This is a genomic window from Enterobacter sp. 237C8, assembly GCF_034106865.1.
GTDB classification, from domain to species: Bacteria; Pseudomonadota; Gammaproteobacteria; order Enterobacterales; family Enterobacteriaceae; genus Enterobacter; species Enterobacter asburiae_B.
This window is the reverse complement of sequence record NZ_JAWNDF010000002.1, coordinates 234,289-255,768: the sequence shown is the minus strand read 5'-3', so window position 1 is coordinate 255,768 and position 21,480 is coordinate 234,289. Positions and strand designations below refer to the sequence as shown.

The 21,480-nt window shown below is 57.8% G+C and carries 21 protein-coding genes; 2 read left to right on the top strand and 19 right to left on the bottom strand.

Features of this window, described 5'->3' with window-relative positions:
- Nucleotides 1-24: 24 nt before the first annotated feature.
- The 11 genes from argT to pdxB all read right to left on the bottom strand — a co-directional run bounded on the left by argT (nucleotide 25) and on the right by pdxB (nucleotide 10,818).
- On the bottom strand, nucleotides 25-807 hold the full coding sequence (gene argT / locus USF70_RS11140) for a lysine/arginine/ornithine ABC transporter substrate-binding protein ArgT (protein WP_023312560.1): 783 nt from the start codon (nucleotides 805-807) through the stop codon (nucleotides 25-27).
- 291 nt (nucleotides 808-1,098) lie between these two features.
- Nucleotides 1,099-1,668 (bottom strand): UbiX family flavin prenyltransferase, encoded by a 570-nt coding sequence (locus USF70_RS11135; protein ID WP_029740194.1) that lies wholly within the window; start codon nucleotides 1,666-1,668, stop codon nucleotides 1,099-1,101.
- 89 nt (nucleotides 1,669-1,757) lie between these two features.
- Nucleotides 1,758-3,275, bottom strand: a complete 1,518-nt coding sequence (gene purF, locus USF70_RS11130; RefSeq protein ID WP_024908947.1) for an amidophosphoribosyltransferase — start codon at nucleotides 3,273-3,275, stop codon at nucleotides 1,758-1,760.
- Nucleotides 3,276-3,308: 33 nt separating this feature from the next.
- Entirely contained in the window at nucleotides 3,309-3,797 is a 489-nt protein-coding gene (gene cvpA / locus USF70_RS11125; protein WP_000262116.1) for a colicin V production protein, read from the bottom strand.
- A gap of 228 nt (nucleotides 3,798-4,025) precedes the next feature.
- Nucleotides 4,026-4,712: a cell division protein DedD gene (gene dedD, locus USF70_RS11120; protein ID WP_039263233.1), complete on the bottom strand. Its 687-nt coding sequence runs from the start codon at nucleotides 4,710-4,712 to the stop codon at nucleotides 4,026-4,028.
- Nucleotides 4,702-5,970 (bottom strand): bifunctional tetrahydrofolate synthase/dihydrofolate synthase, encoded by a 1,269-nt coding sequence (gene folC, locus USF70_RS11115; protein WP_219939973.1) that lies wholly within the window; start codon nucleotides 5,968-5,970, stop codon nucleotides 4,702-4,704. The genes dedD and folC overlap by 11 nt, the downstream gene beginning before the upstream one ends.
- Nucleotides 5,971-6,040: 70 nt before the next feature.
- Nucleotides 6,041-6,946 carry an acetyl-CoA carboxylase, carboxyltransferase subunit beta gene (gene accD, locus USF70_RS11110; protein ID WP_003861408.1) on the bottom strand — a complete coding sequence of 302 codons (906 nt, stop codon included), beginning with the start codon at nucleotides 6,944-6,946 and terminating at the stop codon, nucleotides 6,041-6,043.
- 154 nt (nucleotides 6,947-7,100) lie between these two features.
- Nucleotides 7,101-7,760 (bottom strand): DedA family protein, encoded by a 660-nt coding sequence (locus tag USF70_RS11105; protein ID WP_039263236.1) that lies wholly within the window; start codon nucleotides 7,758-7,760, stop codon nucleotides 7,101-7,103.
- A gap of 28 nt (nucleotides 7,761-7,788) precedes the next feature.
- Entirely contained in the window at nucleotides 7,789-8,601 is an 813-nt protein-coding gene (truA, locus tag USF70_RS11100; RefSeq protein WP_023312566.1) for a tRNA pseudouridine(38-40) synthase TruA, read from the bottom strand.
- The gene (locus tag USF70_RS11095; RefSeq protein ID WP_047060627.1) at nucleotides 8,601-9,614 is read right to left on the bottom strand and encodes an aspartate-semialdehyde dehydrogenase; all 1,014 of its coding nucleotides are present in this window, start codon (nucleotides 9,612-9,614) and stop codon (nucleotides 8,601-8,603) included. The genes truA and USF70_RS11095 overlap by 1 nt, the downstream gene beginning before the upstream one ends.
- A 67-nt stretch (nucleotides 9,615-9,681) precedes the next feature.
- Nucleotides 9,682-10,818, bottom strand: coding sequence for a 4-phosphoerythronate dehydrogenase PdxB (pdxB, locus tag USF70_RS11090; RefSeq protein WP_032659211.1), 1,137 nt, complete (start codon nucleotides 10,816-10,818; stop codon nucleotides 9,682-9,684).
- Between the two features lie 113 nt (nucleotides 10,819-10,931).
- Between pdxB and flk the strand changes: the two genes are divergently transcribed.
- Entirely contained in the window at nucleotides 10,932-11,936 is a 1,005-nt protein-coding gene (gene flk / locus USF70_RS11085; RefSeq protein WP_033146097.1) for a flagella biosynthesis regulator Flk, read from the top strand.
- A gap of 84 nt (nucleotides 11,937-12,020) precedes the next feature.
- Here the strand turns inward: flk and USF70_RS11080 are convergent, their stop codons facing one another.
- A complete protein-coding gene (locus USF70_RS11080; RefSeq protein WP_320735632.1) occupies nucleotides 12,021-13,199 on the bottom strand; it encodes an MFS transporter in 1,179 nt (392 codons plus the stop codon).
- 208 nt (nucleotides 13,200-13,407) lie between these two features.
- Nucleotides 13,408-14,625: a beta-ketoacyl-ACP synthase I gene (gene fabB, locus USF70_RS11075; protein WP_023336433.1), complete on the bottom strand. Its 1,218-nt coding sequence runs from the start codon at nucleotides 14,623-14,625 to the stop codon at nucleotides 13,408-13,410.
- A 158-nt stretch (nucleotides 14,626-14,783) separates the two neighbouring features.
- On the opposite strand from fabB, the gene mnmC reads away from it, so the two are divergent.
- On the top strand, nucleotides 14,784-16,781 hold the full coding sequence (mnmC, locus tag USF70_RS11070) for a bifunctional tRNA (5-methylaminomethyl-2-thiouridine)(34)-methyltransferase MnmD/FAD-dependent 5-carboxymethylaminomethyl-2-thiouridine(34) oxidoreductase MnmC (protein ID WP_167818393.1): 1,998 nt from the start codon (nucleotides 14,784-14,786) through the stop codon (nucleotides 16,779-16,781).
- 58 nt (nucleotides 16,782-16,839) lie between these two features.
- On the opposite strand, the gene USF70_RS11065 is transcribed toward mnmC, so the two are convergent.
- From USF70_RS11065 to prmB, 6 genes are read right to left on the bottom strand one after another with little or no spacing between them, the layout of a single operon-like run.
- Nucleotides 16,840-17,118, bottom strand: a complete 279-nt coding sequence (locus USF70_RS11065; RefSeq protein WP_023312573.1) for a YfcL family protein — start codon at nucleotides 17,116-17,118, stop codon at nucleotides 16,840-16,842.
- A gap of 13 nt (nucleotides 17,119-17,131) precedes the next feature.
- A complete protein-coding gene (locus USF70_RS11060; protein WP_039263241.1) occupies nucleotides 17,132-17,677 on the bottom strand; it encodes an elongation factor P hydroxylase in 546 nt (181 codons plus the stop codon).
- A complete protein-coding gene (locus tag USF70_RS11055; RefSeq protein WP_232937506.1) occupies nucleotides 17,677-18,486 on the bottom strand; it encodes a sulfite exporter TauE/SafE family protein in 810 nt (269 codons plus the stop codon). The genes USF70_RS11060 and USF70_RS11055 overlap by 1 nt, the downstream gene beginning before the upstream one ends.
- Entirely contained in the window at nucleotides 18,486-19,310 is an 825-nt protein-coding gene (mepA, locus tag USF70_RS11050; RefSeq protein WP_024908935.1) for a penicillin-insensitive murein endopeptidase, read from the bottom strand. The genes USF70_RS11055 and mepA overlap by 1 nt, the downstream gene beginning before the upstream one ends.
- 2 nt (nucleotides 19,311-19,312) lie before the next feature.
- On the bottom strand, nucleotides 19,313-20,398 hold the full coding sequence (aroC, locus tag USF70_RS11045; protein WP_045888688.1) for a chorismate synthase: 1,086 nt from the start codon (nucleotides 20,396-20,398) through the stop codon (nucleotides 19,313-19,315).
- Nucleotides 20,399-20,458: 60 nt separating this feature from the next.
- Nucleotides 20,459-21,391, bottom strand: a complete 933-nt coding sequence (gene prmB, locus USF70_RS11040; RefSeq protein ID WP_087823066.1) for a 50S ribosomal protein L3 N(5)-glutamine methyltransferase — start codon at nucleotides 21,389-21,391, stop codon at nucleotides 20,459-20,461.
- Between the last annotated feature and the right edge of the window lie 89 nt (nucleotides 21,392-21,480).

Here is a 21,480-nt window from a genome sequence, read left to right as displayed (position 1 = left end):
TTTGCGGTGCGTTAGCGTCAGGCATTATTCACCGTATACGTTGAAGTCGAAGTATTTCTTCGCCAGTTTGTCGTAAGTACCGTCTTTACGCAGCTCTGCAAAGGCTTTGTCGAAGGCGGCTTTCAGCTCGGTATCATCCTTACGCAGGCCAATACCGGTGCCGTCACCAAAGTATTTTTTGTCTTTTACCGACGGGCCCGCAAACGCATAGTCTTTACCCGCAGGCTGTTTCAGGAAGCCTTCGCTCGCGGCGACTTCATCCTGGAATGCCGCATCCAGACGGCCTGCGGCCAGGTCAGAGTAAATCAGATCCTGGTTCTGGTAAGCCACCACGTCTACGCCCTTCTCACGCCAGGTCGCATTGGCATAACCTTCCTGCGTCGACCCCTGAAGCACGCCAACATGCTTGCCTTTCAGCGAGTCGATGGTGGGCTTAATCGGGGAGCCTTTCGGCGCAATCAGGCGAGAATCCGCGGCGTAGAGCTTGTCAGAGAAGGCAATCTCCTGCTGGCGTTTTTCGGTGATGGAGAGAGAAGAGATAATGGCGTCGATTTTCTTGGCTTTCAGCGACGGGATTAACGCGTCAAAGTCGCTGCCCACCCATGTGCATTTCACCGCAATGCGTTTGCACATTTCATTTCCCAGATCGATATCAAACCCCACGAAATCGCCTTTCGCATCCTTGGAAGAGAATGGCGCGTAGGTTGCGTCTGTACCGATACGAACCGTCTGTGGAAGCGCTGCGTAGCTACCTGCTGCCGCACTTAACCCCACGAGCAAAGACAGAGCCAGAACCGTCTTCTTCATACATTTACCCTCAAGTACCGTGATTTTATTATGTATTGTGTTGTGTGTTGTGTTGCAGGCTTCATCTTGCAGGTCTTATGCCACATTGCCGTCTGGTCAAAACTTCGACGTTAAATATGTTAATAAAACGTTGCGATATTGCCTTAATGGTGAAAGATAGCAGGTCTGCCGAACGAACCGGAAAGAGAAAAAGGGAAAAAACGAATTAAATGTCGAGGATATGATCGCCGTTGCATAATTGCCCTGAAACAGGGCAACGTCTCTTTTCATGCACTCTGTTTGTGCACAGAATCAGGCCCCTTGCCAGCGGGTGAAGAGATCTTCAGGCAGGTCGATGTCAAACTGATCCAGCACGCGGTTAACGGTCTGATTGATCACGTCGTCCAGCGAGGTCGGGCGATGATAAAACGCCGGAACCGGCGGCATGATGATGGCCCCAAGCTCGGCGGCCTGGGTCATTAAACGCAGATGGCCGAGATGCAGCGGCGTTTCCCGCACGCAGAGCACCAGAGGACGACGCTCCTTCAGCACCACATCCGCCGCGCGCGTTACCAGGGTATCGGTATAGCTGTTCACAATGCCGGAGAGCGTTTTAATCGAACAGGGCAGGATAACCATGCCGGCCGTTTTAAACGAGCCTGAAGAGATGCTGGCGGCGATATCACGGGCATCGTGAACCACGTCCGCCAGTGCCTGAACATCGCGCAGGGAGAGATCGGTTTCCAGAGAGAGGGTCTGCCGCGCCGCCTGGCTCATCACCAGATGGGTCTCGACTTCCGCCACGTTACGCAGAACCTGTAACAGACGTACGCCGTAGATCGCGCCGCTGGCGCCGCTGAGCCCAACAATGAGTCGTTTCATGATTTTCGCCCTTACTGATTTCAGGGCAGACTGTGCAGGATTTTGCGGGGAGTTGCAAGTGAGGGCGTTCGCCCTCACCTGCCGGACCATCAACCTTCGTTGTGCATCTCTAAGCTTTCAAGATCGTTCTGCATCTGCACGGCTTTCGCATCGTCGTTGCGCAGAGAATCAAGATAGTCGAGGTACTGCTGGTCAACGTCTTTGGTCACGTAAATACCGTTGAACACGGAGCATTCAAACTGCTGAATTTCCGGGTTCTCGGCACGCACCGCGTCGATGAGATCGTTCAGATCCTGGAAAATCAGGCCGTCGGCACCGATGATCTGGCGAATTTCATCCACTTCACGCCCGTGAGCGATCAGTTCGTTGGCGGTTGGCATATCGATGCCGTACACGTTCGGGAAGCGAATCTCCGGCGCTGCAGAGGCCAGGTAAACTTTCTTCGCACCCGCTTCGCGCGCCATCTCGATAATCTGCTCAGAGGTGGTGCCGCGAACGATGGAGTCATCCACCAGCAGAACGTTCTTGTCGCGGAATTCCGCGCGGTTGGCGTTCAGCTTGCGGCGCACGGACTTACGGCGCAGGTGCTGGCCCGGCATGATAAAGGTGCGGCCAACGTAGCGGTTCTTCACGAAGCCCTGACGGTATGGCTTGTCCAGGATGCGGGCGATCTCCAGCGCGATATCGCAGGAGGTTTCCGGGATAGGAATAACCACGTCGATGTCGAGATCGTCCCACTCGCGGGCAATCTTCTCGCCCAGCTTGGTGCCCATGTTGACGCGCGCGCTGTAGACGGAAATCTTGTCGATGAAGGAATCCGGGCGGGCAAAGTAAACGTATTCAAACAGGCACGGGTTGCTGACCGGGTTATCGGCACACTGGCGGGTAAACAGCTGGCCCTTCTCGGTGATATAAACCGCTTCGCCCGGCGCAACGTCGCGCAGGAACTCAAAGCCCAGGGTATCCAGCGCCACGCTCTCAGAGGCAACCATATATTCGGTACGGCCATCGCCAAGGTCGCGCTTGCCGAGCACCAGGGGACGAATGCCGTTTGGATCGCGGAAGGCGACCATGCCGTGACCGATGATCATCGCTACGCAGGCGTACGCGCCGCGGATCTGGCGGTTGGTCGCGGCAATCGCAGCAAAGATGTTGTCTGCTTCCAGCGGGTAGTGACGGAAGTTATCCAGCTCGCTGGCGAACACATTGAGCAGGATTTCAGAATCAGAGGTGGTGTTAATGTGGCGACGTTTCTCTTCGAACAGCTTTTTACGCAGCTCATGCGCGTTGGTCAGGTTGCCGTTATGAGCAAGGGTGATGCCATACGGTGAGTTGACGTAGAAAGGCTGTGCCTCGGAGGCGCTGGAACTGCCAGCAGTAGGATAACGAACGTGACCGATCCCCATATTACCTTGCAGACGCTGCATATGGCGGGCTTCAAACACATCGTTTACCAGGCCATTCGCCTTGCGTAAACGGAAGCAGTTGTTTGCATCAATGGTGATGATACCCGCAGCATCCTGCCCACGGTGCTGAAGCACCGTTAACGCGTCATAAATCGACTGGTTTACCGGCATGAAACCGGCGATACCGACAATACCGCACATTCGTCTTTTCCTCGTTAAGCCACATCTCAGGGTTTATGCCCTGGGCAAAAAACTCGACGAGCTTTGCAGATAGTCAAAGAACCATCTGATGATGAAGCTGAACTCTGGAATGAGCTGCGATTTCTGCCAGTCTTCGCTTTTGGAGAACCCGGTGAAGGTATCCAGGAAGAACAGGATCGCGGCCACAATCAGCACGCCTCGTAACGCCCCGAAACAGATCCCGAGCACCCTGTCCGTTCCTGACAGACCGGTTTTCTCGACCAGCTGACCTATCACGTAATTCACGATAGCGCCGACAATCAGCGTTGCGATAAACAGCACCGCGATGGCAATTCCGTTTCGGACCAGTTCATCTTCAAAGCCCGTGAACCAGACAGACAGGTAAGTGTAGTAATGACTGGCAACAAAGAAAGCACAACCCCAGGTTACCAGCGATAACGCTTCACGAACAAAGCCACGGATCAGGCTAACCAGACAGGAAAAACCAATCACCGCAATGATGGCGTAATCAATCCAGACCATATGTGTCCCACGATTTAACGCCCTGTCATCCAGTTCGGGGCGAATTCTAACAGAAAAAGAAAACGTTTGCGTAGGGATTTCCTTCCCGCGCGTAAATAAAAAAGGCGCTGAAAAAATGTTCAACGCCACGGTTCATTTGACGTCTCTGTGGACGTCTGCTCCCCCTCACCCCGGCCCTCTTCCTCAAGGGAGAGGGAACAAACCACTCCGAGGTTGGGTAAGATCTTATCAGTTCGCGCTGTAGCCCATCACCACACCGCTCAGGCCGGAGATCTGCTTCAGCTCGCCGAGCGAACCTTTAAGCTTATCTTTGGACGCTTCTGGCCCCACGAGGATACGGGTAATTTTACCCTGCACCGGCGTGGAAGGTGAAGTGTAAACACGATATCCCGCACTGCGCAGTTTGCTCACGACCTCGTTAACTTTGTCGGCGTTTTTCAGCGCGCCGAGCTGCACAACGTACGCTTTTCCGGTCGGTGCCGCGTCTTGTTTTGCCGGCGGTGGGGTTTCTGATGCGGCAGCCAGCTGCTCTGCGGCTTTATCTCGCTGCGGTTTCGGCTGCGGCTTCTCAACCGGCTTCGGTTTTTCAACGGGTTTAGGCTGCTCTACCGGCACCGGATCGATATCGCTGCTGCTCGCTGCCGCCAGACGAGACGGATCGAGCGACGGGGCGGCGGCATCGCCTGCGCGCACCTCTTCCGCCGCGCCTTCCGGCGGCTGAGCAGGCAGCGCCTGCGTCGCCGCTGGCAGCATATCCGGCTCATCGCGGTCACCCGGTTTCGGCACCAGCGGAATAGCGGCAAACTCGTCCTGATAATGCTTTTTCTGCCCGTCGAGCAGACCCGGGAGGATAATCACTCCGAGCGCGACCAGCACAATGGTTCCTGTTAAACGGTTCTGAAACTTACTCGCCACCGGTTCTCCCCGCGTCCATCACTTCCATGACATGTGCCACCGTGTGGAATGAACCACACACCAGCACGGTATCTTCTGGTTTAGCATCCGCCATCGCGGCATGCCAGGCCTGAGCCACGCTACTATAGATTGCGCCTTTGCCGAGATGTTCCATCAACTGCTCAGCCGTCGCGCCGCGCGGCCCCTCCAGAGGAGCACAATACCAGCTATCGACCACAGTCTCCATGCAGGCCAGCGTCCCGCCGATATCTTTATCATGAAGCATACCGATAACCGCCAGCACGCGCCCGGTTTTTGGTAACGATTTGAGACGTCCCGCGAGATACGCCGCCGCATGCGGGTTATGCGCCACGTCCAGAATCAGGCGCGGTGACTCGCTGACAATCTGGAAGCGCCCGGGCAGAATTGCGCTCTGAATGCCGTCGCGGATTGCCTGCTCGCTGACCGCTAATCCGCTGGCGCGCAGTGCCGCCAGCGCGGTGGCCGCGTTCGGCTGCGGCACCTGCGGCAGCGGCAGGTTGTCCAGCGCGCCCTGGGCATCGCTGAAGCGCCAGCCGTTATCCTGAACCTCATACTGCCAGTCAACGCCGCGGCGCAGCAGACGCGCGCCCTTCTCGTTTGCCACGTCAGCAATGGTGTGCGGCATGTCCGGCTCGCCGACCACGGCGGGTTTATTCGCCCGGAAAATACCGGCCTTCTCGCGGCCAATGCTTTCACGATCCGGTCCCAGCCAGTCGATATGGTCCAGCGCGATGCTGGTGACCACCGCCACGTCCGCATCAACCATATTGGTCGCATCAAGACGTCCGCCGAGGCCAACCTCAAGGATCACCACATCCAGCTGCGCCTGTTTGAACAGCCACAGCGCCGACAGGGTGCCGTATTCAAAATAGGTTAATGAGATCTCACCGCGTGCGGCTTCAATTTCCGCGAACGACGCCGTATGCGCCGATTCCGGCAGCTCGCTGTTCTGCACGCGAACGCGCTCGGTATAGCGGACTAGGTGTGGAGAGCTGTAAACGCCTACCCTGTAACCCGCGGCCATCAGGACAGATTCCAGCGTGCGGCAGGTTGTGCCTTTACCGTTGGTGCCCGCGACGGTAAATACGAATGGTGCCGGTTTGAGCACATCAAGACGCGCGGCGACCTGGCTTACGCGCTCAAGCCCCATATCGATGGTTTTACTGTGCAGGTTTTCCAGATAAGAAAGCCACGCGGCCAGGGGCGACGTGGCTTGGGGAATGCTTTTATTTTCCATAATGCCCGGTTGTCATTAACAGATTAGAAAGCAAAAGGGCAGCGCCAACCGGCCCTGCCCTTTTCAGTTATCAGGCCTCGGGTTCCTGATCCGGTACCACCACGCCTTCGCGCGGCTCATCCGGGTTCGGCGCTGGCAGATTCATCAGCTTCGCCAGAATGCTCGCCAGCTTCAGGCGCATTTCCGGACGGCGGACGATCATATCGATAGCGCCTTTCTCAATGAGGAACTCACTGCGCTGGAAGCCAGGCGGCAGCTTTTCACGAACGGTTTGCTCGATAACGCGAGGACCCGCAAAGCCGATCAGCGCTTTTGGCTCAGCGATGTTCAGGTCGCCCAGCATCGCGAAGCTCGCGGAGACGCCGCCCATGGTTGGGTCGGTCAGCACGGAGATGTACGGAAGACCGCGCTCCTGCATTTTCGCCAGCGCAGCAGAGGTTTTCGCCATCTGCATCAGCGACATCAGCGCTTCCTGCATACGTGCACCACCGGAGGCTGAGAAGCAGATCAACGGACAGTTGTCTTCCAGCGCCTGCTCAACGGCACGCACGAAGCGCGCACCGACCACGGAGCCCATTGAGCCGCCCATAAAGGAGAACTCAAAGGCAGCGGCGACAACCGGCATCTCATGCAGGGTGCCTTTCATGACGATCAGCGCGTCTTTCTCGCCGGTCTCTTTCTGTGCAGAGGCCAGACGATCTTTATATTTTTTGGAATCGCGGAACTTCAGCACGTCTTTTGGCTCAAGTTCGCTACCCAGCTCAACCAGAGAGCCTTCGTCCAGCAGGCTATGCAGGCGGTTGCGCGCCGACATACGCATATGGTGGTCACACTTCGGACACACCTCAAGGTTGCGCTCCAGCTCTGCGCGATACAGAACCTGACCGCAGCTATCACACTTCGTCCATACCCCTTCAGGAATGCTCGCTTTGCGCGTTGGGGTAATGTTGCTTTTAATTCGTTCAATCCAGCTCATTGATAACCTTTCTGCCTGAACCTGGTCGTATGCCAGTTTTGCTATAAGAGGCGAATAATGCCATTTTTGCCTCCAACAGACCATGAATGTTGCACATTAAAACATAACAGCCCGAAACTTTGGATAAAAAAGTGGTCGAACCGCCAGCGTGCCTTTATTTCGCTTGTTTTGCCGCCGCACGTTTGTGGCGAATGATTTCGATAACGCCAGGCAGTACGGAAAGCACAATAATCGCTACAATCAGTAACTTAAGGTTTTCCTGCACTACCGGGAGATCGCCAAACAGATAGCCTGCGTAGGTAAACAGCAGTACCCACAGCAGCGCGCCAACCACGTTGTATGCCGCAAAATGACGATAGGACATATGCCCCATTCCCGCCACAAACGGTGCAAATGTGCGCACAATAGGCACAAAACGCGCAAGGATAATGGTTTTCCCGCCATGGCGTTCATAAAACGCATGGGTTTTATCTAAATAGCTGCGACGGAAAATTTTCGAATCAGGATTGCTGAAAAGCCGCTCACCGAACACCCGTCCAATCGTATAGTTGACCGCATCACCGACAATGGCGGCAATCACCATCAGCACAACCATAAGATGCACGTTCAGATCGTTAGTGGGTAACGCCGATAGCGCCCCGGCAACGAACAGCAGTGAATCCCCTGGCAGGAATGGGGTAACGACCAGACCGGTTTCACAAAACAGAATGAGGAACAGAATGGCGTAAACCCAGACGCCATACTGCGCGACCAGCTCCGCCAGGTGAACATCAATATGCAGAATGAAATCAATCAGAAAACGTATTACGTCCATATTGTCTAAGCCCTAATTGCACCTTTGTTTAGTCCGCTAAAAACAGCGGGCCCATTGGCGGTTTCGGCAGGTCAAATCGATCCGGATAGTCTACTGAGACCAGATACAATCCTTCCGCTTTCGCCGTGGCTGCCGCAAGCGTTCTGTCCTTCGCTGCCAGCAGGTCTGCAATCCAGCTCTCCGGCTGGTGTCCGGCACCCACTTCCATCAGGCTGCCTACAATATTCCGAACCATATGATGTACAAAGGCATTGGCTTTGATATCCACCACCACATATGCGCCAAAACGGCTGACGTTTATGTGCATGACGTTGCGCCACGGCGTGCGGGACTGACACTGCACCGCACGAAACGACGTAAAGTCATTTTCACCAATCAGACACTGCGCCGCGCGATGCATACGTTCTGCATCAAGCGGTTCATAAAAATGCGTGACGCCCTGGCTTAACACCGCCGGACGCAGGCGCTGGTTGTAGATGACATAACGGTAGCGACGCGCCGTGGCGCTGAAGCGCGCGTGAAAATCATCCGGCACAGCTTTTACCCAACGCACCGCAATGTCACCAGGCAAATTCGCATTTACACCCAGCGTCCAGGCGGCATCCTTACGCACGGCGGTGGTTTCAAAGTGCACCACCTGTCCCGTGCCGTGAACTCCCGCGTCCGTACGTCCCGCGCACAGGACGTTAATCGGCTCGTTTGCCACCTGAGAGAGCGCTTTCTCCAGCTTCTCCTGGACGCTGCGCACCTCGTTCTGACGCTGCCAGCCATAATATTTACTGCCGTCGTACTCAATTCCGAGGGCAATTCTATGGACCGGCTTTTGTTCCACGTCTGACATCAGTACAGGTACTCCTGCACCAGTTTTTCAGCGATTTTGACCGCCATCAGCGCGCCGCCGAAGCGAACGTTATCGGCAACGGACCAGAACTGAACCTGTTCCGGCATGCCGTAATCGTTACGCACGCAGCCAACGGAAAGATGCGCGCTGCCGGTGGCATCGCCAACCTGGGTCGGGAACTCGCTCTCTTCGGAGAGCACGATGTCTTCACCGCGGCCAAACGCGTCGCGCGCCTCTTCTGCCGCCAGCGGACGCAGGGCTTCAAAGCCAACCATCTGCGCGTGGCCGTAGAAGACCGGAGACTGCACGACGTTCGCGGAAATCATCAGGCCATCGTCCTGCAGAATTTTGCGCACTTCATCGACGATACGGCGCTCTTCGCGTACAGACCCTTCGCGGTCCGGCAGCAGCGGCAGCATGTTGAACGCCAGCTGGCGGCCAAAGAAATCATCTTCGTCAATCGGGATACCGTTCAGCAGCTTCGCGCTCTGCCCGGCCAGCGCGTCAACGGCCTTTTTGCCGTTCGCGGACGCGGACAGCAGGCTGGTGACGGTAATGCGCGACAGGCCGCCGTCGTCGATCAGCGGTTTCAGCGCGGTCAGCAGCTGGCTGGTGAGGCTGTTCGGAACCGCAATGACGTTACGGTTGCGGTAGTCAGCCAGCACAAACGGGTTCACGTCCGGCACCACCAGCGGCACATCCGGCTCCATTGAGAACAGACCGCTCAGGTCGATCACCAGGCAGCCAGCGTTGGTCGCCTCTTCAACGTAAGCAGCCGTCGCTTCAGCGCCCGCGGCGAAAAACGCCAGCTGCGCCTGCGTCCAGTCGAACGCGGTCGCGTCCTGAACCATGACGGATTTACCGTTAAAACGCAGATGCTCACCTGCGCTGTCGGTACGGGCCAGCGCATAGATATCGCCCACCGGGAACTGACGCTCAGCAAGGGTTTCGAGCAGGGCTTCACCCACGGCACCCGTAGCACCTAAAATGGCAATGTTCCAGCCTTCAGACATGGTGGTTTACTCCAGAAATAAAAAAGCGTCCCTGCCGGAGTATCCGACAGGGAGCATTAAGAAGACATTAATGCGCCGGGTGATGAACGGCGTTAAATCCCAGCTTATGCAGCAGCGTCGCCGCCGGGGCGTCGTCGCATATGACATACAGGGAAGACCACTCGCGGCGCTCAACGTAGTTCTTGCGCAGCTTATCAAACTCACCCGGGATCCCCGCCACTTTACGCAGCAGCGCATCATCGCGGCGCACATCATACACCAAATGCACCAGCCTTTTCAGCGTTGCCTGATCGAGCGGACCATGCAGGGTAATGCGGCCAAATTCAGGCGCGGGGAGTAAGGTATCCAGCGCCACCTGCTGCGGATGGCCGATAAAGGCGCTGTAGGCTTCGAAGACCTGCGTGGTACCGCGGGCTTTGCCTTCCAGGGTATAACCGGCGATATGCGCCGTGCCCACATCCACCTTGTTAAGCAGCTCAACGTTGAGATCCGGCTCCGGCTCCCAGACGTCCAGCACCACGCTGAGGTCTTGTCCTTCGTTCAGGCATGTCAGCAGCGCGGCGTTATCTACCACCGGACCACGGCAGGCATTTATCAGAATAGTGCCAGCCTTCAGACGACGGATCAGCGCCTCGTCAGCAAGATGCAGCGACTTATACGGCCCCTCTTTAAACAGCGGCGTGTGGAACGTCAGCACGTCACACTGTTCAACCAGCTCATCCAGCGAGCGGAAATCCCCGTCATCGCCGTTATCTTTACGCGGCGGATCGCACAGCAGCGTGCGGATCCCTAACGCTTCCAGGCGCTTTTGCAGGCGCCCGCCGACGTTACCCACGCCGACAATCCCCACGGTGCGGTCCTTCAGCGCAAACCCGTCGCGCTCGGCCAGCATCAGCAGGGAGGAGAAAACGTATTCCACAACGGCGATGGCGTTACAGCCCGGCGCGGCGGAAAAACCGATTCCGGCCTGCTTCAGCCATTTATCATCCACATGATCGGTCCCTGCCGTTGCGGTTCCGACAAACTTAATCGCTTTACCGGCGAGCAACGCCTCATTTACTTTGGTCACCGAGCGCACCATCAGCGCGTCTGCGTCATCCAGTTCGTTGACCGGGATCGGGCGACCTGGGACAGCCTTAACGTTACCCAGGCGGCTAAAAAGCTCACGGGCGTAAGGCATATTTTCATCAACGAGGATTTTCACGTCTGAGTACCTGTTTGAGAGGAAGAAAACCTGCCAAGTGTGCCATAATCTGGCCGCCAGGCATATATGTATGCCTGGTTTACGCTGAGTTTTGACTTTAAGGATTTTTGACGATGCAGCCCATTTCAGGTACGCCGCCACGCCCTCCGGGTGAAGGCCCCGTCACGCCAAACGTTGCCGGTGAACAACCGCTATCCACGCAACAGCGCACCGTGCTGGAGCGACTGATCACGCGCCTGATTGCGCTGACTTCACAGCAAAACGCGGAAGTCTGGGCCGGGGTAAAGCATGATTTAGGCGTGAGGAACGACGCACCGCTGCAGTCGCGCCATTTCCCTGCGGCCGAGCAAAACCTGAACCAGCGTATTAATACCGCGCAGCAGAACCACACCACGCGCCAGATTGTCGCTCAGCTGACGGAGCTGCTGGGCCAGGGTAATAACCGGCAGGCGGTGAGCGATTTTATTCGCCAGCAGTATGGTCAGACCGCGCTGGGCCAACTGACGCCCGACCAGCTCAAAACCGTGCTGACCCTGCTGCAGAACAACGAGCTGTCTATTCCGCAGCCTCAGGTGCGCCCGGCGACCGAGCGTCCGCTGCTGCCTGCCGAGCACAACACGCTCAAGCAGATGGTGACGAAGCTGGCTGCGGCCACCGGCGAACCGACGAAGCTTATCTGGCAATCCATGCTGGAGCTGTCCGGCGTGAAGGCGGGTGAGTTAATCCCGGCCAGACAGTTTACGCATCTGGTGACCTGGCTCCAGGCGCGCCAGACGCTCAGCACACAGAATGCCCCTACCCTGCATACCGTCCAGGCGGCACTGAAGCAGCCGCTTGAGCCGCACGAGTTTGAAGTCATTCGGGATTACGCCCAGCAAAACTGGCAGGCTACGCCGCAAACGGTACTGACCACCGCGCAGGTGCAGGATCTGCTCAATCAAATCTTCGTTCGCCGCGCCGAGCGCGAGGGCGGCGTGCCGGAGGTGAGAAACATTCAGCCGATCTACAGCCCGCTGTTTGCGCCAGTCGTGGAGACGTTCAGAACGCTCTCTGCGCGTCCGGGATTGATGTTTATTGCGTTACTGATTGCGCTGGCGATTTTCTGGCTGGTTGCTTAACACTGCCGGGTGGCGGCTTCACCTTACCCGGCCTACGGCTAGTGCGGTTGTAGGCCCGGTAAGCGAAGCGCCACCGGGCAAAAACTACGATCTGCGAAACGCCACCAGCGTCACCACGATCCCAACCACTGCAGAAACCGCACCGGCCAGAAAGACGGACGGATAACCAAACGAGGTGGCTAACACCCCGGCCAGCGGCCCGGTTACCCCGTATGAGATATCCTGAAAGGCCGCATAGCCGCCCAGCGCCGTACCGCGCACCTGTGGGGCCACGCGCTTCACCACTTCAACGCCCAGGGCCGGGAAGATCAGTGAACAGCCGCACCCGGTCAGCGCCGCACCAAGCAGCGCAACGGAGGCCACGGGTGCATTCCACAGCAGCAGCAGACCGACGGTTTCAATCACCAGCGACGCCACCGCTACCTTCACGCCGCCAAAGCGATCCGGCATCCAGCCGAAGAAAACGCGCATCAGCACAAACGCGCCGCCAAACGCGGTGAGCGTAAAACCGGCCTTCGCCCAGCCGCGGCTCATAAAATAGAGCGAGACGAAGGTACCAATCACCGCAAAACCCACGCCCTGCAGCGCCAGGCCAAGACCCGGCTGCCAGATTTGGCCAACCACGCTCCACAGGGAAGGACGCACGCCTTTGTGCGCGGGCACCTTACGCACCGAGCCGTTAAACGCCCACGCCACTAGGGGTAAAACCATCGTGGTTGCGGCCAGCGCCGCAAATCCAAACTGGCTATTGATCAGCAGCCCAAGCGGTGCGCCTGCGGCCAGCGCGCCATAGATGGCCATACCGTTCCAGGACATCACCTTGCCGGAACGCGCAGGCCCCACCAGCCCCATTCCCCAGGTCAGGGTGCCGGTCAGCAGCTGGCTTTCACCAAAGCCCAGGATTAAGCGGCCCAGCACCAGCAGCGCAAACTTATACGCGGCGTCTACCGGCAGCAGAGCAGCCAGCAGCCATGCGCCGCCCGCCAGCCCACAGGCAAACATCCCCTGTAGCGCCGAGCGTTTTGCACCGTGCTGATCCGCCAGCCGTCCGGCGTAACCGCGGGTCAATACCGTGGCTAAAAACTGAATGCCCACGGCAATGCCGACCATGGTGTTGCCATAGCCCAGCTCCTGATGAACGAACAGCGGGATCACCGGCAGCGGCAGGCCGACGGTCATATAGGTCAGAAATACCGCGAAAGCGATACGGAACAGCGAGACGTTCGCTGAAGGGGTTGTTTCTGTTTGAGTTACTGCAGTCATGCTTTACTCCGAAATGAAGAGTAAGGCGGGGAAATGCCACGCCCCCTCTACCTGATTATCAGGATTAAGGTGCGTTGGTTGACGTTGAACGCTTACGCATTATCGCGAGGATAATGTTGAGGGGTGAAGTTTGCCTGTGAGATCAGCCGCTTGTCAATGCATAAAAAAAGGGAGCCTTATGGCTCCCTTCCGGAATCAAACGTAAAACTTATGCTTTCAGCTTACGCATAACCAGCGTGGCGTTGGTGCCACCGAAGCCGAAGCTGTTTGACATGACGGTGGTCAGCGTCGCTTCCGTTGGTTTGGTCACGATGTTCAGGCCAGCAGCCTGCTCGTCCATCTCATCGATGTTGATGCTTGGCGCGATAAAGCCGTTTTCCAGCATCAGCAGAGAGTAGATCGCTTCCTGCACGCCAGCCGCACCCAGAGAGTGACCGGTCATGGCTTTGGTCGCGGAGATTGCCGGGCTGTTGTCGCCGAAGACTTCACGGATCGCACCCAGCTCTTTCACGTCGCCTACCGGAGTAGAGGTACCGTGGGAGTTCAGGTAGTCGATTGGGGTGTCAACGCCGTGCATCGCCATCTTCATGCAGCGCACCGCGCCTTCGCCGGATGGCGCAACCATGTCGGCGCCGTCAGACGTTGCACCGTAGCCCACGATTTCAGCGTAGATGTGCGCGCCACGTGCCAGGGCATGCTCCAGCTCTTCAACCACAACCATACCGCCGCCGCCAGCGATAACGAAACCGTCACGGTGCGCATCATAGGTACGGGAGGCTTTATCCGGGGTTTCATTGTACTTGGTGGACAGTGCGCCCATCGCGTCGAATTCACAGGCCATTTCCCAGCCCAGCTCTTCGCCGCCGCCAGCAAATACGATGTCCTGTTTACCCAGCTGGATCTGCTCAACAGCATTACCGATGCAGTGCGCGGAAGTCGCACACGCGGAGCTGATGGAGTAGTTCACACCGTGGATTTTGAATGGGGTCGCCAGGCACGCGGAAACCGCAGAACCCATAGCTTTGGTGACCACGTACGGACCTACAGCTTTCAGACCACGCGGGCTACGCATTGCGTCAGCGCCGAATACCTGCGCTTTTGATGAGCCGCCGGAACCGGCGATCAGACCCACGCGCGGGTTGTTCTGATAAACCTCTTCACTCAGGCCGGAATCTTTGATCGCTTCCTGCATGGAGAGATAAGCATAAATAGAGGCATCGTTCATGAAACGAACCACTTTGCGGTCAATCAAACCGGTGGTGTCCAGTTTGACGTTACCCCATACGTGGCTACGCATACCTGAATCTTTAAACTCTTCAGAGAAAGTGATCCCGGAGCGTCCTTCACGCAGAGATGCCAGGACTTCCTGCTGGTTATTACCGATGCTGGAAACAATGCCCAGGCCAGTAATCACTGCACGTTTCATTCAATACCTCTGTAAGTCGCACTATAGTAAGTTTCGAGTCGCACAATAGCGTACACTTGTACGCCGAACAAGTCCGATCAGACATTTTCTGCGGAAATTTGCACCGATGGACTCACATCGTTAAGATCGTGCCACTGCCTGTCAGACGAGTAACTTACGTGAAACAAAACGCTATACAACCCGCCAACCTCGAATTCAACGCTGAGGGTACACCTGTTTCCCGAGATTTTGATGACGTCTATTTTTCTAATGATAACGGACTCGAAGAAACTCGCTATGTTTTCCTCGATGGAAACCAGCTCAGCACCCGATTCCCGGAGCATCCCCGGAGCCTGTTTGTGGTCGCGGAAAGCGGATTCGGCACCGGGCTCAATTTTCTGACCCTCTGGCAGGCGTTTGACCAGTTTCACGCTGCCCACCCTGAGGCTACGCTACAAAGATTACATTTCATCAGTTTTGAAAAATTCCCGCTCACCGCGCACGATCTGCGGCTCGCTCATCAGCGCTGGCCAGAGCTTGCAGCCTGGGCGGAGCAGCTTCAGGCGCAGTGGCCACCCCACATCGGCGGCTGCCACCGTCTGATTCTGGACGGCGGACGCGTGACGCTGGATTTATGGCTTGGCGACATCAATGACCTGACCGATACGCTCGATGATTCGATGAATCAGACGGTGGACGCCTGGTTCCTTGACGGCTTTGCCCCCGCCAAAAACCCGGACATGTGGAGCCAGCATCTGTTTAGCGCGATGGCGCGGCTGGCGCGCCCGGACGCAACGCTTGCCACCTTCACCTCGGCAGGCTTTGTCCGCCGCGGACTGCAGGAGGCGGGCTTTACCATGCAGAAAACCAAAGGTTTTGGCCGCAAGCGCGACATGCTGGTCGGCAGAATGGAGCAGACGCTGGACATCCCCGCAAGTGCCCCCTGGTTTGCACGCGGCGCCAGCGCATCCCGTGAGGTGGCGATAGTCGGCGGGGGGATCGCCAGCGCTCTGCTGTCTCTCGCGCTTCTCCACCGCGGCTGGCAGGTCACGCTCTACTGTGCTGACGACGCGCCAGCAAGCGGTGCGTCCGGCAACCGCCAGGGGGCGCTCTATCCGCTTTTAAGCGCGCACGACCCGGCCCTGTTCCGGTTTTTCCCGGCGGCATTTACCTTCGCTCGTCGCCTGTACGATATCCTGCCGGTGGCGTTTGACCATGACTGGTGCGGCGTGACGCAGCTCGGCTGGGATGAAAAGAGCCAGCAAAAAATCACGCAGATGCTGTCGCTGGGTCTGCCTGACGAGATTGCCCGTGCGGTAAGTGCGCAAGAGGTGGCAGAGACCGCTGGCGTGGAAACCGGGTGTGGGGGCATTCAGTATCCACTCGGCGGCTGGCTGTGCCCGGCTGAACTGACCGCGGCGGTCATTGCCCTGGTGCAGTCGCGCGGGCTGACGGCGCATTATGCTCACAAGGTTGAATCGTTGAGCCGGACAGAACGCTGGAATCTGCGTTTTGCCGATGGCAAAGAGGCGAGTCATGCCAGCGTTGTGCTGGCAAACGGGCATAACATCAGCCAGTTTATCCAGACAGAGTCATTGCCGGTTTATCCGGTCGGCGGCCAGGTAAGCCATATTCCTTCCGCGCCCGAACTGAACAAACTGCGTCAGGTGCTGTGCTATGACGGCTATCTGACGCCGCAAAATCCGTCTAACGGCCACCACTGCATCGGGGCCAGCTATCATCGTGGCGAAACGGATATGCGCTACAGCGAAGCGGATCAGGCCCAGAACCGCCAGCGCCTGATTGACTGTTTCCCGGATGCGGCGTGGGCGAAAGAGGTTGACGTCAGCGAGGGTGACGCGCGCTGCGGCGTGCGCTGCGCCACCCGCGATCATCTGCCGATGGCGGGAAATGTGCCGGACTACGACGCGACGCTTGAGGCCTATCAGGATCTTGCTGAACGCAAGGAAACGGCGGTGACCTCGCCGGTGTATCCGGAGCTGTTTATGCTGGGTGGATTAGGGTCTCGCGGGCTCTGTTCCGCGCCGCTGCTGGCGGAAGTGTTAGCCGCGCAAATGAGCGGCGAGCCGATTCCGCTGGACAGGGTTACGCTTGCGGGGCTGAATCCGAATCGATTGTGGGTACGGAAACTGCTGAAGGGGAAGAAGGTTAAGTAGGGTGCGGTCTGGTGCCCTCACCCCGTCCCTCTCCCACAGGGAGAGGGAGGTGAAACACTTACTTCGCTTTCGCCTGCTGGAACAAAGTGTCCCACATGCCCAGCACCAGCGACTGGTCGCGCGGCGAGAGCTCTCCGGCCTGAATGGCTTTCTCCAGACTGCGGGCCACTTCGGCGTGAACGGCGTCGGCAGAGTGATCGTCCCCCGCTTCCAGCTCGGCTACCGCGAGCGTCAGGTGACCACGCAGATAACCGCTGGCGAACAGCTCATCATCACTGGCGTGTTCCACCATGTCATCAATTAACGCCAGAATGCGTGATTCAAATTCTGCGATCATCTTCTTTCCTCTGTTAAAGATCTTCCGGCCAAGGGAAGCATTCCGCCGTGATAACCGGCGTGTGGTAATAATTCTGTAAGGCCTCGATCAGGCGTGCCGGACGTTCGGGGATGCCTTTCTCAAGATATTCCATCACCTGCGCGTGAACGCGGCGCTGGAAGACGATACGGTCTGGCTCGAAGTCGCCTTCGAGGTTGTCACAGCTGACGTTGAACGGGAAACCCGCCGCGACGCAGAATAGCCATTCCAGCGCCTGCGGCTTCACTTCCACATCTTCAAACTGGCCCTGAGTGGCGGCATCACGTCCGTCCGGGCAGTACCAGTAACCGAAGTCCACCAGCTCGCGCCGCGCTTTCCCCGCAATGCACCAGTGCGAAATCTCGTGCAAGCCGCTGGCATAAAAGCCGTGGGCAAAGACGATGCGGTTATACGGAACCTCCGCATCAGCAGGAAGATAGATCGGTTCGTCGTCGCCTTTAATCAGACGGGTATTAAAATCGTCAGCAAAACAACCGTCGAAAATCTCAATCAGCTGTTCGTATCTATGCGTACTGTTCATTAGCGCATCCCCAACCAGGTGAGGATCTCCTGTCCATGGCTGTCATAAAGAAGTTTGGCGCTCATTACGGCCGAGACGATGACGATCATCGGGCGAATAAGTTTTTGTCCTTTGCTTAATACCAGACGCGAGCCCGCGCGCGCGCCCAGGAACTGCCCTGCCATCATCACAAATCCGGTTGCCCAGATAACCTTGCCGCCGATGATAAACAGCAGCAGGCCGCCGACGTTTGAGGTCGCGTTGAGCACTTTGGCATGGGCGGTGGATTTGGCGAGGTTAAACCCGGCCAGCGTCACGAACGCCAGCGCATAAAATGAACCCGCCCCCGGCCCGAAGAAACCGTCGTAAAAACCCACGCTACCCCCGGCAATCAGGGCAAACGGCAGGCCGTACAGGCGACGCTGGCGGTCTTCTTCACCGAGCTTTGGCATCAGCAGGAAGTAAAGCCCGATGCAGATGACCAGAATCGGCAGGATCTGGCGCAAAATATCGGACTGCACGTGCTGAACCAGCAGCGCGCCCGACGTGGAGCCGATAAAGGTCATCAGGATATTGAGCTTCTGATCGGCAAGGCTCACCACCTTGCGGCGGATAAAATAGAGCGACGCCGAGAGCGAACCGCCGCAGGCCTGCAGCTTGTTGGTGGCAAGCGCCTGCGCCGGGCTCATGCCCGCCGCCAGCAGCGCTGGCACGGTTAACAACCCGCCGCCGCCCGCGAGCGCGTCGATAAAACCGGCCAGCATGGCCACAAAGAACAGCACCACCAGCAGCAGCGGCGACACCATAAACAGATCGACGAAATTATCCATTAAAGTACATGCTCATCCAGTAGCGCCTGGCAGGAAGGCGGCAACGGAGGCGGTGTCTTCTTCTCAGGCTTAGAGGTTCCAGGTTTTGCCGGCTCAAACCAGCTTTGCAGTTCCGCACCGCAGCCATCGCCTGGCGGAGGTAGCGGCTGATCTTCACATTCCAGGCTATTCGCCGGGCAGCGCAGACGAACGTGCATATGCGCACGATGCTGGAACCACGGGCGCACTTTGCGCAGCCAGTCGCGATCGGTTCCGGCATCCAGGCAGAGCTGCTGCTTGATGGCCGGGTTAACGAAAATCCGCGTGACGTCGTTATCTTCTGCCGCCAGCTTGATCATGCTGGATACGTCCCGCGTCCACAGGGACGGCACAACGCGCTTACCGTCGCTCGCCACCAGATCCAGCGCCTGCGGTTTCAGCAGTTGGGCGGAGGTCCAGCGCGTTTTCGGCAGCTGCAGGAAGATATCGACATCCAGTCCGGTCTGGTGGCTGGCGTGTCCACCGTTAAAGCGACCGCCGGCAGGCATCCCCATATCGCCAATCAGCATCGTGCCCAGCCCAAGGTTATGCACCTGGTTTCCCAGACGCTGGATGAACAGCACCAGATCCGGGTGGCCGAAATAACGTCGCTGATCGGTGCGCATCACCTGATAGGTATCAGACTGGAGAGGAAGCTCCTGGGCACCGACGATACAGCCGTTGGAAAAGGCGCCAATGGACTGCGCGCTCCCCGCCACCGGGTGGGTGATTTTTTGCCATGGCGTCGCGGCCAGACTGGCTCCACTGGCAAGCAGCGCCAGCAGAGCAATTGCGGTTTTTTTCATGTTTACCAGCGTGGAATGGTGGTCGTCACATCCGCATTCTGCGCACGCTGGCGCAGGAAGTGATCCATCAGCACGATCGCCAGCATCGCTTCTGCGATCGGCACCGCGCGGATCCCCACGCACGGATCGTGACGTCCTTTGGTGATCATCTCAACTTCTTCGCCATCGCGGTTAATCGTGTGGCCCGGCACGGTGATGCTGGAAGTTGGCTTCAGCGCGATGTTGGCAACAATCTGCTGCCCGCTGCTGATACCGCCCAGGATGCCGCCCGCATGGTTGCTCTGGAAGCCCGCTTTCGTAATCTCATCGCGGTTTTGGCTGCCGCGAAGCTGAACCACGTCAAAGCCGTCGCCAATCTCAACGCCCTTCACCGCGTTGATGCTCATCAGCGCGTGGGCAATGTCGGCGTCGAGACGGTCGAATACCGGCTCGCCCCAGCCAGCCGGGACGCCGTCTGCCACCACGGTCACTTTCGCGCCAATGGAGTCGCCCTCTTTTTTCAGGCCACGCATCAGTTCGTCCAGCGCCTCAAGCTTGTCGGCATCGGCGCAGAAGAACGGGTTTTGTTCAACCTGATCCCAGTCTTTGATCGCCAGCGGAATGTCGCCCATCTGGGTCAGACAGCCGCGGATAACGATGCCAAATTTCTGCTGCAGGTATTTCTTAGCAATCGCCCCTGCCGCCACGCGCATCGCGGTTTCACGCGCGGAAGAACGTCCGCCGCCGCGATAGTCGCGGAAGCCGTACTTTTGTTCGTAGGTGTAGTCGGCGTGGCCCGGACGGAAGACGTCTTTGATGGCGCCGTAGTCCTGGGAGCGCTGATCGGTGTTTTCGATCAGCAGACCGATGCTGGTCCCGGTGGTGCGACCTTCAAAGACGCCGGAGAGAATTTTGACCTGGTCCGGCTCGCGACGCTGCGTGGTGTAGCGAGAGGTGCCCGGGCGACGACGGTCGAGGTCGTGCTGTAAATCGGCTTCGGTCAGTTCGATGCCTGGCGGTACGCCATCAACGATACAGCCCAGCGCCAGCCCGTGCGACTCGCCAAAGGTGGTCACGCGGAATACCTGTCCAATACTGTTTCCTGCCATCACGGCTCCGATGTTGTAGTTTGTGTTTGAGCGTTGTGAAACGGGCCGAAGCCCGCTGGATTAATCTTTATAGATGCTGAAGTGTTCGCGCGCGCCGAGCAGCTGCGCTTTAGTCAGCATAAAGACGCCGTCACCGCCGTTGTCGAACTCAAGCCAGGTGAACGGCACATCCGGGTACTGCTCTATCAGATGTACCATGCTGTTGCCCACTTCACAAATCAGAACGCCGTCGTCGGTCAGGTAATCCGGCGCGCAGGCCAGAATGCGGCGGGTCAGCTTCAGGCCGTCAGAGCCTGACGCCAGACCCAGCTCCGGCTCGTGACGGTATTCGTTCGGCAGATCGGACATGTCTTCCGCATCGACGTACGGCGGGTTTGTGACGATCAGATCGTACTGCAGCGTCGGCAGATCGCGGAACAGGTCAGAGCGAATTGGCGTAACGTGATGGATGAGCCCATGCTCTTCGATGTTGTGCTCGGTCACGGCCAGCGCGTCGGTGGAGATATCTACCGCGTCCACTTCCGCTTCCGGGAAGGCGTACGCGCAGGCGATGGCGATGCAGCCGCTGCCGGTACACATATCCAGAATGTGCTGCGGCTGATGGCCAATCAGGCCTTCAAAGTGGTTGTTGATCAGCTCGCCAATCGGCGAGCGCGGCACCAGCACGCGTTCATCGACATAGAACTCGTGGCCGCAGAACCAGGCTTTGTTGGTCAGATAGGCGACCGGAATGCGCTCGTTCACGCGGCGGATCACGCGCTCAACGATGCGGTGTTTTTCGCTGGAAGTCAGGCGCGCGGTGCGCATGTCTTCCGGAATGTCCAGCGGCAGGTAGAGAGACGGCAGCACCAGCTGTACGGCTTCATCCCACGGGTTATCGGTACCGTGACCGTACCAGATATTGGCGGCGCTGAAGCGGCTAACCGACCAGCGCAACATGTCCTGTATGGTATGCAGCTCGTTTACTGCTTCATCGACAAAAATTTTATCCACTCTTTCCTCCAGGGCATGCTCGCATAATTTTCGGCGGCTAGTTTGCCATGAAGACGGCGATAAATCAGCAATGACGCGTCTCGCTTGAG

Excerpts from the sequence above, each read along its gene's own strand:
- argT (WP_023312560.1), bottom strand. The coding sequence starts at position 807 with ATGAAGAAGACGGTTCTGGCTCTGTCTTTGCTCGTGGGGTTAAGTGCG.
- USF70_RS11135 (WP_029740194.1), bottom strand. The coding sequence starts at position 1,668 with ATGAAACGACTCATTGTTGGGCTCAGCGGCGCCAGCGGCGCGATCTAC.
- purF (WP_024908947.1), bottom strand. The coding sequence starts at position 3,275 with ATGTGCGGTATTGTCGGTATCGCCGGTTTCATGCCGGTAAACCAGTCG.
- cvpA (WP_000262116.1), bottom strand. The coding sequence starts at position 3,797 with ATGGTCTGGATTGATTACGCCATCATTGCGGTGATTGGTTTTTCCTGT.
- folC (WP_219939973.1), bottom strand. The coding sequence starts at position 5,970 with ATGGAAAATAAAAGCATTCCCCAAGCCACGTCGCCCCTGGCCGCGTGG.
- accD (WP_003861408.1), bottom strand. The coding sequence starts at position 6,946 with ATGAGCTGGATTGAACGAATTAAAAGCAACATTACCCCAACGCGCAAA.
- USF70_RS11105 (WP_039263236.1), bottom strand. The coding sequence starts at position 7,760 with ATGGACGTAATACGTTTTCTGATTGATTTCATTCTGCATATTGATGTT.
- truA (WP_023312566.1), bottom strand. The coding sequence starts at position 8,601 with ATGTCAGACGTGGAACAAAAGCCGGTCCATAGAATTGCCCTCGGAATT.
- USF70_RS11095 (WP_047060627.1), bottom strand. The coding sequence starts at position 9,614 with ATGTCTGAAGGCTGGAACATTGCCATTTTAGGTGCTACGGGTGCCGTG.
- flk (WP_033146097.1), top strand. The coding sequence starts at position 10,932 with ATGCAGCCCATTTCAGGTACGCCGCCACGCCCTCCGGGTGAAGGCCCC.
- USF70_RS11080 (WP_320735632.1), bottom strand. The coding sequence starts at position 13,199 with ATGACTGCAGTAACTCAAACAGAAACAACCCCTTCAGCGAACGTCTCG.
- fabB (WP_023336433.1), bottom strand. The coding sequence starts at position 14,625 with ATGAAACGTGCAGTGATTACTGGCCTGGGCATTGTTTCCAGCATCGGT.
- USF70_RS11065 (WP_023312573.1), bottom strand. The coding sequence starts at position 17,118 with ATGATCGCAGAATTTGAATCACGCATTCTGGCGTTAATTGATGACATG.
- USF70_RS11060 (WP_039263241.1), bottom strand. The coding sequence starts at position 17,677 with ATGAACAGTACGCATAGATACGAACAGCTGATTGAGATTTTCGACGGT.
- USF70_RS11055 (WP_232937506.1), bottom strand. The coding sequence starts at position 18,486 with ATGGATAATTTCGTCGATCTGTTTATGGTGTCGCCGCTGCTGCTGGTG.
- mepA (WP_024908935.1), bottom strand. The coding sequence starts at position 19,310 with ATGAAAAAAACCGCAATTGCTCTGCTGGCGCTGCTTGCCAGTGGAGCC.
- aroC (WP_045888688.1), bottom strand. The coding sequence starts at position 20,398 with ATGGCAGGAAACAGTATTGGACAGGTATTCCGCGTGACCACCTTTGGC.